The organism is Bartonella tamiae Th239 (genome assembly GCF_000278275.1).
Taxonomy (GTDB): domain Bacteria; phylum Pseudomonadota; class Alphaproteobacteria; order Rhizobiales; family Rhizobiaceae; genus Bartonella; species Bartonella tamiae.
In genome coordinates this window covers 1,581,829-1,594,232 of the sequence record NZ_JH725147.1, presented here as the reverse complement: position 1 = coordinate 1,594,232, position 12,404 = coordinate 1,581,829, and the positions used below count along the sequence as shown (strand labels likewise).

The 12,404-nt window shown below is 35.7% G+C and carries 9 protein-coding genes; 6 read left to right on the top strand and 3 right to left on the bottom strand.

Annotated elements, in window-relative coordinates; all coding sequences use genetic code 11:
- The first annotated feature begins 46 nt into the window (after window positions 1–46).
- The 5 genes from ME5_RS07205 to ME5_RS07185 all read left to right on the top strand — a co-directional run bounded on the left by ME5_RS07205 (window position 47) and on the right by ME5_RS07185 (window position 4,871).
- Window positions 47–373 carry a HesB/IscA family protein gene (locus ME5_RS07205; protein WP_008039777.1) on the top strand — a complete coding sequence of 109 codons (327 nt, stop codon included), beginning with the start codon at window positions 47–49 and terminating at the stop codon, window positions 371–373.
- A gap of 38 nt (window positions 374–411) precedes the next feature.
- Window positions 412–1,422: a collagen binding domain-containing protein gene (locus ME5_RS07200; protein ID WP_008039776.1), complete on the top strand. Its 1,011-nt coding sequence runs from the start codon at window positions 412–414 to the stop codon at window positions 1,420–1,422.
- A 428-nt stretch (window positions 1,423–1,850) separates the two neighbouring features.
- Window positions 1,851–3,032, top strand: coding sequence for an alpha/beta hydrolase (locus tag ME5_RS07195; RefSeq protein ID WP_008039774.1), 1,182 nt, complete (start codon window positions 1,851–1,853; stop codon window positions 3,030–3,032).
- A gap of 147 nt (window positions 3,033–3,179) precedes the next feature.
- Window positions 3,180–4,292, top strand: a complete 1,113-nt coding sequence (locus ME5_RS07190; RefSeq protein WP_245256505.1) for a hypothetical protein — start codon at window positions 3,180–3,182, stop codon at window positions 4,290–4,292.
- Window positions 4,293–4,376: 84 nt separating this feature from the next.
- Window positions 4,377–4,871 carry a hypothetical protein gene (locus ME5_RS07185; protein ID WP_008039771.1) on the top strand — a complete coding sequence of 165 codons (495 nt, stop codon included), beginning with the start codon at window positions 4,377–4,379 and terminating at the stop codon, window positions 4,869–4,871.
- 121 nt (window positions 4,872–4,992) lie between these two features.
- Here ME5_RS07185 and ME5_RS07180 read toward each other — a convergent pair whose 3' ends face one another.
- The 3 genes from ME5_RS07180 to ME5_RS07170 all read right to left on the bottom strand — a co-directional run bounded on the left by ME5_RS07180 (window position 4,993) and on the right by ME5_RS07170 (window position 11,407).
- The gene (locus ME5_RS07180; RefSeq protein ID WP_008039769.1) at window positions 4,993–8,742 is read right to left on the bottom strand and encodes a vitamin B12-dependent ribonucleotide reductase; all 3,750 of its coding nucleotides are present in this window, start codon (window positions 8,740–8,742) and stop codon (window positions 4,993–4,995) included.
- A gap of 812 nt (window positions 8,743–9,554) precedes the next feature.
- Complete coding sequence (locus ME5_RS07175) at window positions 9,555–10,013, bottom strand: NUDIX hydrolase (RefSeq protein WP_008039768.1); 459 nt, start codon at window positions 10,011–10,013, stop codon at window positions 9,555–9,557.
- Between the two features lie 152 nt (window positions 10,014–10,165).
- Window positions 10,166–11,407, bottom strand: a complete 1,242-nt coding sequence (locus ME5_RS07170) for a UbiH/UbiF family hydroxylase (RefSeq protein WP_245256504.1) — start codon at window positions 11,405–11,407, stop codon at window positions 10,166–10,168.
- Between the two features lie 174 nt (window positions 11,408–11,581).
- On the opposite strand from ME5_RS07170, the gene pcsA reads away from it, so the two are divergent.
- Window positions 11,582–12,355: a phosphatidylcholine synthase gene (gene pcsA / locus ME5_RS07165; protein ID WP_008039766.1), complete on the top strand. Its 774-nt coding sequence runs from the start codon at window positions 11,582–11,584 to the stop codon at window positions 12,353–12,355.
- Window positions 12,356–12,404 lie beyond the last annotated feature (49 nt).

Here is a 12,404-nt window from a genome sequence, read left to right as displayed (position 1 = left end):
TATTATAACTGTTCTTCCATTCGGTTGAAAGCAAGGATGTCATAAAATGTCTATTGAAGTTTCGAAATCAGCGATTGCACGTATTGCACGCATTTTAAAAAATGAATCTAATAAAAATGCCTTACGCATCTCTGTTGAGGGGGGAGGGTGTTCCGGATTTTCTTATCGTTATGATCTCGTCTGTGAGAATCCGCATGAGGATGATCTAGTTATTATGAAAGATGGAGCAATCATATATATAGATTCTCTTTCTTTACCTTTTATGGAAGGTTCTCAAATAGATTTTGTGGATGATCTGATGGGGCAGTCGTTTCAAATAAATAATCCTAATGCCGTATCGTCTTGTGGCTGTGGTACAAGCTTTTCAATATAAACTTATGATATTTAAGATCCTAAAAGGTTAAATAGAACATGCAAAAAAGACATTTTAATCAAAAACGCTTAAATTTTGTTATTTGTCTTGTTATGTGTCTTGTGTTTTTGCTTTTTTGTCGTCCAGTTTATGCACAAGAATCGATCCAAAATCTTAATTTAACATTTCCACAATCAAATACCGAGCAAAGTCCCGTTATTCCTGGAATGACGCCATTTTCAGATCCTCTTAATCCTCAAAATCAAAACCAGAAAGTGGGTGAGGAGCTCTTGTTAAATGCACGCCTAACGGATGATGGTGAAAATATAAAAAATGGCTTGGTATGGCAAATATACGAACCCGTTCTTGGTGTTGATAATAAATTGAGCTTGGTTGCAGAATTTGCTGGTGGGAGCGCTCATTTTAATCTTATTCCGGGGAGTTACATTGTTCATGTAGGTTTTGGCCGTGCTGATGCCATTCGGCGAATTACCTTAAATGAAGGAGATCCTTTATCAGAAAACTTTGTTCTTAATGCCGGAGGTTTGCAATTATATGCAACAATGCCTGAAGGTAAAATTAATGAACAAAATTTAAGCTTCACCATATATTCTGATGGTAGTGAGAATAATGATAATGCATTGGTTTTATCTGGTGTAAAATCTGGTGATGTAACACGTTTAAAAGCAGGGACGTATCATATTGTTTCAAACTATGGTTCAGCGAATGCAATTTCACGCACTGATGTGCCTGTTGATGCTGGTAAAATAACTGAAGCAAGTGTGCAGCATCATGCAGCACAGGTGACTTTGAAATTAATCCGACAAGAAGGTGGTGAAGCGCTTGCTGATACAAGTTGGTCTATCACAAATGACTCAGGCGATATAGTGCGTGAAACAGTTGGTGCTTATACATCTTTGATTCTAGCCGAAGGTGATTATTTAGCGATCGCTAAAAACAAAGATCAGCTTTATCAAAAGGCTTTTTCTGTAACATCAGGTCATGATGAAAATATTGACATCCTTGCAAATTCACAAAATCTTCAACAATTTGATGAGTCTATTGATTAATTAAATATATGACGTATTGCGCGATGAAGAGTTTTTAAAAAAGAGTGATTCTTAGTTTTAGCCATATATTGGATCGTTTGAAATATTAAGTGTTTCATTTGATAAGTGAGCTGTTTTTTGTGCATTATTCAATACTTAATTTCTTAAAAAAACAAAGTATTAAATAGAGTGCAGTTTATGACTTAAATATCACTCTGCAATAAAAATTGTAAAATCATGCACTGTTAATCAATCATTAAGGTTGGAAAGTGCTGATAATTTTCGTATAGCCATACCAATGAATTAAATTTAATTTTATTTTGAAAGTTTTCAAGAATTCTAAAATCGCAGTTTTAGATTTTAACGTTAAAAGATAATTTTCAAAAAGTAAAAATAGCAAGAAACGCTAAGGCATTTATGACTTGGTGTGTACTATTTAAGGTATTTATATGAAAAAAAACCATACTCTTACACTTCTTGTAATGATTTTTTTTGCTGTTGCTTTAAGCGCTTGTGGTGGGCCTCGTGCCGTTTTATGGCATGGGAAAAATGCAACTCCTTCTATGACTGCTGCGCGTGAAGCGGCAATTGATAAGCCATCATTACCAAAGGCTATTATTCCAGTGTACGTTGCAACCAGTAGAAAGGAGCAAGATAATTATTCTATGCCTTATGGGAGTATGCGCTCACCCAAAGTTAATTATAACCGCGTGGATGTTGGTATACCGCAAGAGCATGAAAAAGGGTTGGTGGAAACAAATGGTTATAGACCGGATTTTAAAAAATATTTTGCCGCTGTTTCCCTTCAAAAATATGATGGAGCATCATCATTTAAGCAACAATTAAATGTTGCCTTAGATAAGAAACCTCGTGGAAAACGTGAAATTTTTCTTTTTATTCACGGTTATAATAATAATTTTGCCGATAGTACATTTAGAGCGGCACAATTTTCATATGATTATTCGCTAGATGCGGTAACCGTACATTATGCTTGGCCATCAGGTGGTTCGCTTGCATTATATGTGTATGATCGTGATAGCGCCGATTTTGCTCGAGATGGTTTGGCTGATTTATTAACATTATTAAGCGAAACAGATGCTGATCAAATAACTGTGGTTGCTCATTCTATGGGCAATTACGTAACTATGGAAGCATTACGAAGTTTAGCGCTTAAAGGGAAACAAAGTACTATTGATCGCATTTCGAGTTATTTAATGGCGGCGCCCGATATTGATGTTGATGTCTTTGAGCGTCAGCTCAAAGATATAAAGCGGATGCCTCAACCAACCGCTGTTTTAGTTTCCCGTTCTGATACAGCATTAGCAGTTTCTGGACGTTTGACAGGTGGCCATTCCCGTGTTGGTGACGGTTCAAGTATTGAGCTATTACAAAGTAATGGAATTGCTGTTCTTGATCTTTCAGATGTTGATGGTGGTGCACATAATGTTTTTGCATCTTCACCTACACTGATGGCACTTTCTTCAGATGGTTCTCTTGCATCAACAATTATGAAGGGTACTGAACAGACAGGGGCGGAAGCTATATTGGCAGATGGTGGTAATATTTTAAAAGGCACAACAAATCTTATCCTTTATACGCCTGCACGTCTTATTTCTTCAATTGGTGATTAGTTTAAGAAAATAATTATTCCATTGTCTTTGAAAAAGATCCAATCATGCGTTTTAAAAATGTATAAAATTCATGCTATCAAAACATTGTGGAGCGTCACGATTATAATTATTGGCCTGGTCTTTCAAACTCACTATGCGCATAGTGTTGTGAAAAACCAAGATGCTTTTTTGCTACGTCTTTCTCAGTCTTTTGGAAAGGATGTCAGTGTTCGTTTACATGGCGTAAAACAACAAGGAAATGATGTCTTTATTGATGAACTCACCATAAAGGGAAGTGCTCTTTCTCCAGACACTTCTCTTAAAGCTGTAAAATTTTCTGGTATTTCTGAAACCAATCGTGATTATGCAATTAAAAAGATGGATATAGCTTCTATTCATTATCTTTATGAAGGAAGTAACATTGATGCACAAAATATTGTTTTATACAACGTTATTTTGCCTCCAAATAAAGGACTTTTTAATCAAAATATTGGGTTTCAATATTCTAAAGGTCAATTTAAGCAAATATTTTTAACGGATTGGCGTAAAAAAATATTAGGCCGACTTGAAAATGGTGTCATTTCATTGCGTCCCTCTATTCGTCAAAATCCCATTTCCTTTTCAATTGCTGTTACTAAAGTTACTGTTCATGTTTCAAATTTTCCCGAAGGATCAACACGAACTGATTTTATGGCTATGGGCTATGGTCAAGCCACAGGCAATCTTCGTATGGAAGGAGCTTATGGGGGGGACCAATCAGTGATGGATCTTAAAAATTTTGCACTTTCTCTTGATAATGGGGGGCATTTAACAGGTTCCTTTAAAATGGACGGTATGACACTGGAATCATTGTTGACTATAGTGACTCTTCAAAGAGAGAATGGACGCGGCAATGTTTCAACATCACGAATGATTTTAGGTATGATTGGGCAAATCCAAAGATATAATTTTTATGGCGGGCATGTACGATTTGATGATCGCTCTTTCACCCAAAAACTTATACAGGTTGAAGCGCGTCGAGATAATCTTACAAATGAAGAATTGAAAAAAAACTGGAATGACAATTTACCCGGATGGTTGTCATTTGCTAAAGAGACATCATTTGCCCAAGAAGCTCATGATGCAATTAATGATTATCTTCTTAATCCAGTTTCTTTAGAAATATCCTCAAAACCAATGAAAAAGCTATCTCTAATTATGCTTGCAATTTCCGGAAAGTTAAATCAAAAGCAATTTATTCGCCAATTAAATTTAAAAATAATGTCAAATCAGAAAAATTAAATTTCTTATTAAAGAATTATTTACGCGAATCCTCTTAATTTAAAAAGAATAGTGGGATAAAGAATTTTAAATGAGGTATCCTGCATGCGTGAATATAATCCGTTAAATTCGAGTTCATCAGAAATAAAAAAAAGTTTAAAAGAAGACGCGCAAAATCTTTATAAATTTGCCGAGCGACTTCTCGATATGCAATTTGAATTAGCGCATTTAAGAGAAAATACGCAAAAAGATGAACCGCGTTTGACACATACTTTAGATGATTTAAAAACACAATTAGATCATATCTCTTTGGCTTTGATTTTGGAATATAAGACACGCCAAAAAAATGAACATATTTTAAAAAAAATTTTAAAAACTTTTGATGATCATAATAGCAAAATTGATTGTAAAATAAACGAAACAGGACGTTTATTGATGCAGGAAATTAGATCAATCAATGAACGTTCAGCTCAAACGTTAAAATTTCAGGATAAAGATACAGTTTTACCAGGTGCATCTTCAAATATCGATAGAATTATTGAACATTTACAAAAAGCCCGTGAAAAAGTTGTTTCAGACAGTCCACATCTTTTTGCTTAATTAAAGTATAAATCAATCATGTAACTATAGAATGATGAGATACTCCAAAAACATAACATAATAAACGTAAAAATGACCTCTCGAGGAGAGGCCATTTTCTCAATATGACCAGAATTAAAGTTTAACTACAGCCACTTGTGGCACCACATGTATCACATTTTAAACATGTACCATTACGGACCATGGTAAAATTCTGACATTCCATACACATATCCCCTGTATAACCTTGCATAAGTGCTTGCATACGACGATCAGCATTGCGCTTTTTGCTTAAATCTAAATCACTTTCAGTTTTAGTAGAATTTACCTTTTGTTGCGTGACATCACTGAACAAATCATCGATATCTGTGTCATGATTTTCCTCATAATCTTGCTTAAGTGCTGTGGCTGCTTGGTCATGAGTATAGGCAGAAGATAAATTATGTGCAGTTTTTAAAGTTGTGATATTTGAATGACCCTTTGTATTTGAAACAGTAGAGCTGTTTTTCTGTTCTGATGGTTGGCTGGTGGTCATTGTTGGTTTATAACCGCGTGTCCAACCCGTGGAAATAAGATTTGTTTTTCCTTCTTTAACGCCTTTTCCTAAGGCCGTATTGGAAAAGTCTGATATATCCACATGGGCTAAATCATTGCGCCCAAGATATGAAACAGCCAATTCACGGAATACATAATCAAGAATAGATGTTGCGTTTTTAATAGCATCATTTCCTTGAACCATTCCTGCTGGTTCAAACTTTGTAAATGTGAAAGCATCCACATATTCTTCAAGTGGTACACCATATTGTAAACCAAGCGATACGGCAATAGCAAAATTATTCATCATTGCACGGAAAGCTGCTCCTTCCTTATGCATATCAATGAAAATTTCGCCTAACCGTCCATCGCCAAATTCACCTGTTCTTAAATAAACTTTATGTCCGCCGACAATAGCTTTTTGTGTGTATCCTTGACGTCTATTTGGAAGTTTATCACGAACATGGACAACTTTCTCAACTATTTTTTCAACAAATTTTTCTGTAAGTGCTGTTGCACGAGCCGCCATAGGCTGTTCAATAAATGTTTCAAATGCATCATCATCTTCATCATCAGCAATAAGCGACGCATTTAAAGGTTGAGAAAGTTTTGAACCATCCCGGTAAAGCGCATTCGCTTTTAAAGCGAGTTTCCAAGATAGCATATACGCATTGGCGCAATCTTCGACCGTAGCGTCATTGGGCATATTAATTGTTTTTGAAATTGCACCTGAAATGAAGGGTTGAGCGGCCGCCATCATACGAATGTGGCTTTCTACAGAAAGATACCGTTTACCTATTTTTCCGCACGCGTTTGCACAATCAAATACAGGATAATCCTCTTTTTTCAAATGTGGAGCGCCTTCTAGGGTCATCGCTCCACAGACATGGACATTTGCCATTTCAATATCTTTTTTTGAAAAACCAAGCGCACTGAGCATATCAAATGAAAAATCATCTAACTGTTCTGAAGAAAAATTTAATACCGATGTGCAAAATTCTTCACCTAAAGTCCATTTATTAAAAACAAATTTAATATCAAATGCATTTTTAAGAGCGGAATTAATCGTTTCAATTTTATCATCATCAAATCCTTTTGATTTGAGTGAAGAGGGATTAATTGCTGGGGCTTGATTAATATTACCATGTCCTACTGCATAAGCTTCAATTTCTCCGATTTCACTTTCACTATACCCTAAACTACGCAACGCTTCAGGAACGGCACGGTTGATAATTTTAAAATATCCACCGCCTGCAAGTTTTTTAAACTTTACCAAAGCAAAATCAGGTTCAATTCCTGTTGTGTCACAATCCATAATAAGCCCAATTGTTCCTGTTGGAGCAATAACCGTGGATTGAGCATTTCTAAAACCGTAAACTTCCCCGAGTTCTAAGGCTTTATCCCATGCTTTTCTGGCACGAATAATCATATCCTGATCAGGGCAATCATTGCTTATTAAGGCGACAGGATTCACAGCTAAAGATTCATAACCGCTTGTTTCTCCATAGGCCGCCCGTCGATGATTACGAATAACGCGTAACATCGTATCCTTATTGGCTGAATATTGCGCAAATGCCCCTAATTCTTTTGCCATTTCGGCAGATGTTGCATAAGATATACCTGTCATAATAGCCGTCAGCGCACCGCATATTGCGCGTCCAGTGTTTGAATCGTAAGGAATACCAGATGTCATTAACAAGCCACCAATATTGGCATATCCAAGACCAAGTGTGCGATAATCATAGGATAAACGCGCAATTTCTTTTGAAGGAAATTGTGCCATCATAACAGAAATTTCTAAAACCATCGTCCAAAGACGAACCGTATGTTCATAGGCGTTAAGGTCAAAAGAACCATCTTTATTGCGATACATTAACAAATTAATGGAAGCCAAATTGCAGGCGGTATCATCAAGAAACATATATTCAGAACAAGGGTTTGATGCGCGGATAGAGCCACCGGCTGGTGAGGTGTGCCAATCATTCATCGTTGTATTAAAATGAAGACCAGGATCAGCCGATGCCCAAGCAGCATAAGAAATTTGATCCCATAAATCTCGAGCTTTCAACGTTTTATGAACTTTACCATCCGTGCGACGGATTAAATCCCAAGACGCATTGTTTTCAACGGCGCGAAGAAATTCATCTTTTAGCGAGACAGAATTGTTTGAATTTTGTCCTGATACGGTCAAATAAGCTTCAGAATCCCAATCTGTATCATAAGTTGAAAATGATAAATCTCTATAGCCTTGACGAGCAAATTGAATCACTCTTTGTACATAATTTTCTGGAACTTGATTCTTTTTGGCTGCTTTGATTTCTCTTTTTAGTGCAGGATTTTTGTTGGGATCAAAACAATCACCATTGTCAGCTTCACAATTAACACATGCTTTCATAATTTCAGTTAAATGTTTTTTAACAATTTTCGAGCCCGTAACAAGCGCTGCAACTTTTTGTTCTTCGTGCACTTTCCAATCGATGTAACTTTCAATGTCAGGATGATCAATATCAACTACGACCATTTTGGCAGCGCGTCGCGTTGTGCCACCTGACTTAATGGCTCCAGCAGCACGATCACCAATTTTTAAAAAACTCATTAAACCAGATGATTTGCCGCCGCCTGATAAATTTTCGCCTTCACCGCGAAGATGTGAGAAGTTAGATCCTGTTCCAGAACCATATTTAAATAAACGTGCTTCTCGGACCCATAAATCCATGATGCCGCCTTCATTAACAAGGTCATCTGCAACGGATTGAATAAAGCAGGCATGAGGTTGTGGATGTTCATAGGAAGATTTTGATTTTGTTAATTTGCCAGTTTGCCAATCAACATAAAAATGACCTTGTCCTGGGCCATCAATGCCATATGCCCAATGAAGACCAGTATTAAACCATTGCGGGCTGTTAGGAGCAACACGTTGTGTGGCCAACATATAGGCAAGTTCATCGCGAAAACTCAATGCATCTGTTTCGCTATCAAAATATCCACCTTTCCATCCCCAATATGTCCAAGTTCCTGCGAGGCGATCAAAAACTTGTCGCGCATCCATTTCAGATCCGTAACGCTCATTAAAAGAATAATTTTCTAAAAGACTTTCATCAGCAACAGAACGCCATAACCATGAGGGAACACTATTTTCTTCAACCTTTTTTAAAGCTTTGGGTACACCAGCTTTACGAAAATATTTTTGCGCCAAAATATCGGCAGCAACTTGACTATATTGATCTGGCACATTGATATTTTCCAAACGAAATACAATTGATCCATCAGGATTTTTAATTTCACTTGTCGCTTGGCGAAATGGAATTTTTGCGTAAGGAGACTGCCCCTCTTCAGTGAAATGGCGTACGATTTTCATAACCTATCCTAATCTATATGTTGTGTTCGTTTGATCGCATATTTTAGTTTTATCATGCCGTATGATTTTAGACTTTTTTACATTTTTACGCTGTACTTACGGTCTTAAGAATTATCCCTCTCATAACATTCATATACACATGCCATGCAGCAAAATATGCCGCATAAAAACGAAGAAACTTGATTGAGATTCACAAAAAGCAAATCAAATTCAATAATTTTACGCTTTTCTATATTCTGTGTCTCTATTAAAAGGGAGGACACTAAATATAGTATTAACAAGTTTTTTTAATCAGAAGATTATTTTAAAAAACTTACAAAAATCATGGATCAGAAGTTTCCTATAAAAGAAAGTTCTTATATCTAATGATTTATACGCAACGCGTGAAAAAATACTCATAGAACGAGTCTTGCTTCGTTTATATAAATATTGCACGAGATAAAAGATTAAAAAATAACCAACGTCAAGCGACGATTAGTATAAAATATACATATATCTATATATAGAGAGTAACTTAAAAAAAATCATGTGAATAATGGGGATGATCTTAATTTAAGCTTTATTTTTTTTAAAAAAAAATGATGCTCTTTTTTGTGTGATTCATACACGAATATGTGAACATTATGTTTCGCAATAAAAATCTTGTAATCACATCATGATAAATTATTTTGTAAAAAAAGAGTATTCCTCTAGTTTATTGGCTTTTATATCTCATTAAATTGGTTGCATAACTTACATCTAAAAGAAAACAAATCCATTTTTTAAAAATAGTAAAATACTTCTTAAATGATTTAAATACCTTAAGAGAATTCTTACAATGGATTATATTTTAATAAAATATCTTTTAATTGCGGTTCCGCAACACGCTTAGCTGCAACTTGAGGAGAAACCCATTCAAAAATACGTTGACCGCGTTCCGGCCATTTTTTTTCTTGATGCGAATAATAGATTGCATAAACATAGACTTTAAAATTACCATTTTCTCCTGGAGGTAAATCGAGTTTTGTATAATGATAAGATCCAAGTGAAGATTTTTTAACAATGCCTCGTATTCCAGCTTCTTCATAGGCTTCACGTAATGCTGCTTGAGGCAACGTCATCCCAGGAATAGGCCAGCCTTTGGGAATAATCCACCGTCCTGTTCCTCGGCTAGTGATTGTTAAATATTCGACATTATTTTCATTAATTCGATAAACAAGTCCGCCAACTTGTAAAAAACGATCACCATCTACGATAATTCTTTTATCGTTTGCAATATCTGATGTTATCATAATATTTAACCATTAATTCTGAAATTTTTACTCTTAAACACATTAGGGTAGTGTTTAAGATAATTAAGACAACCTATTTCTAAAATTATTTATTTAGTTCGTTTGCTGCAAAATAATTTTTATTAGAAATGATTTTCTTGCTTGAATTAAAGTTATGTTTTTGTAAAATTATTAAAAGATGGGTTTTTAAATAATTCTATAAGTGTTTTGGTTGCATCTTGAAAACCATGTCCAGGATGCATGCCTTCATACATAAAAAAACGTCTTAAAGGCGAAATTTTCTTAAGCATTTCAAGTCCAGTGCTCCTCAGTAATTGTGCCGGAAGAAAATCAGACAGCAACGCGTAATTGAGTGCGTGAACTGATCCTGTTCTTGCCCAAATATCAGGTTTTCTGAGACGATTATAATTTGATAAAACATTCTTATGTCCAGGATCACTTATATTATGTTGAATGGATTGTGTTAAACATAAAGCATCACGGATACCAAGATTTAAACCTTGCGCGCCAATAGGAGGAAAAACATGAGCGGATTCTCCGACGAGAATCGTGCGCTTGGCAGCAAATTGTTGAGGAATAAGTCCTGATAATGGCCATGTTTGTGGTGATGTTGTTATTTGAATCCTTCCAATCATAGAGTGCATTTTTTCTTCGACTATTATTGATAATTCTTTAATGCTTAAACTTAGAAGATATTTTGCATATTCTGGATTTGTGACCCATACGAGACTGGAATGATTGCCTTTTAAAGGAACCTGAGTGAAGGGACCATCTTCTGTGTGAAATTCTGTTGAGATATTGGCATGCGGGATGTCGTGCGAAAAGCTTAACGTTATGGCCGTTTGTGGATAGGTCCATTCTTGTGTTTGTATGTGAGCAGCTTTACGGGCAAGAGAGGCACGGCCATCAGCAGCAACAAGAAGTGCGCTTTTCAAAAGAGTACCATTTTCTAAAGTGATATAAACATTCAAATCATGATGATCATAAGTGACAACAGATGAAAAGATTTGCGTGATTAAAGGATTTTTTTTAATGCTTTTTAGAAGCGCTTCATTGAGATCATTGTTTTGAATGTTATAGCCAAAAGCTGGCTTATTAATTTCATGTGCACGAAAATTAACCACTGGGCTACGAACCAATCTTTTTGTTCCATCAATGATTCGCATCACAGAGAGTGGCGTTGCTTTTGTTTCTAAATTATCCCAAATCTGTAAATCTTTTAAAATTTCAATGGCTGGCATCATAAGCGCAGTTGTCCGGCCATCATTATTATTTGGTTCTTGACCTATAAGAACACATGCGTGATTGTTTTTTGCTAATGCGAGTGCAGCGACCATTCCCGCAGGACCAGCACCAACAATTGCTATCGGTATTTGAGAGATGTTTTTTTGCATTTGCCTATAATCACATGAAATATCATTGGTGCTCGTTCGATTCATAATAGAGTGTTTTTATAATTTTAGCTACACTTGCCTTTCTCTTGTGTTCTTTGATCTGATCACTATAGAAAATAAATACTAATGTGATAAATCAGTATTTTTGAATATATCAATAAGGATCTATACGATTTGAAAAAGAAATTGACAGGAAAAATAAAAGAAAGAGCGGATCGTTTGCTAAAAAAAAAGGTGACGATGCCCCAAGCTCGCGCTTTTTCCGTTCATCTTTTAACAGCGTCTGGTTCATTTTTAGCTTTTCTTTCGCTCGTTGCGGCTTCAGAAAAACAATGGACCGCTATGTTCGGTTGGCTTGGTTTGGCACTTTTTGTTGACGGGATTGATGGACCTATTGCGCGAAAGTTACAAGTGAAATATGTGCTTCCAAGTTGGTCTGGAGAACTTCTTGATAACATTATTGATTATGTAACATATGTGTTAATTCCAGCTTTTGCACTTTATCAAAGCGGTTTTATGGGGCCATATCTTTCTTTTTTATCTGGAGCCATTATCGTTATCTCATCGGCAATTTATTATGCGGATACAGCGATGAAAACAAAAGAGAATTTCTTTAAAGGATTTCCTGCTGTTTGGAATATGGTTGTTTTTACCTTATTTGTTGTAAAACCTGGTGAATGGATTGCTTTTCCCATTGTGGTCGTGTCTGCAATTTTAGCCTTTTTACCAATTTATTTTTTACATCCAGTGCGTGTTGTGCGTTTGAGATTTATTAATCTTCCTATATTTTTGGCATGGTGTACTTTTGGTCTCATAGCCATTTTTTATAATTTAGATGCACCAATTTGGATAAAATGGGGCATATCCATCAGTGGTATTTATATTTATTTTATCGGCGCCATTATGCAATGCTTTCCTCATTTGGGGCGCAAAGACAATTTGCCTTAATAGTGTGAACACGATAAATTAAAAGACCATAGCATTTTTGAAAGAAAAA

Bases quoted from the DNA above. Each gene is read 5' to 3' on its own strand.
- ME5_RS07205 (WP_008039777.1), top strand. From the start codon at position 47: ATGTCTATTGAAGTTTCGAAATCAGCGATTGCACGTATTGCACGCATT.
- ME5_RS07200 (WP_008039776.1), top strand. From the start codon at position 412: ATGCAAAAAAGACATTTTAATCAAAAACGCTTAAATTTTGTTATTTGT.
- ME5_RS07195 (WP_008039774.1), top strand. From the start codon at position 1,851: ATGAAAAAAAACCATACTCTTACACTTCTTGTAATGATTTTTTTTGCT.
- ME5_RS07185 (WP_008039771.1), top strand. From the start codon at position 4,377: ATGCGTGAATATAATCCGTTAAATTCGAGTTCATCAGAAATAAAAAAA.
- ME5_RS07180 (WP_008039769.1), bottom strand. From the start codon at position 8,742: ATGAAAATCGTACGCCATTTCACTGAAGAGGGGCAGTCTCCTTACGCA.
- ME5_RS07175 (WP_008039768.1), bottom strand. From the start codon at position 10,013: ATGATAACATCAGATATTGCAAACGATAAAAGAATTATCGTAGATGGT.
- ME5_RS07170 (WP_245256504.1), bottom strand. From the start codon at position 11,407: ATGCAAAAAAACATCTCTCAAATACCGATAGCAATTGTTGGTGCTGGT.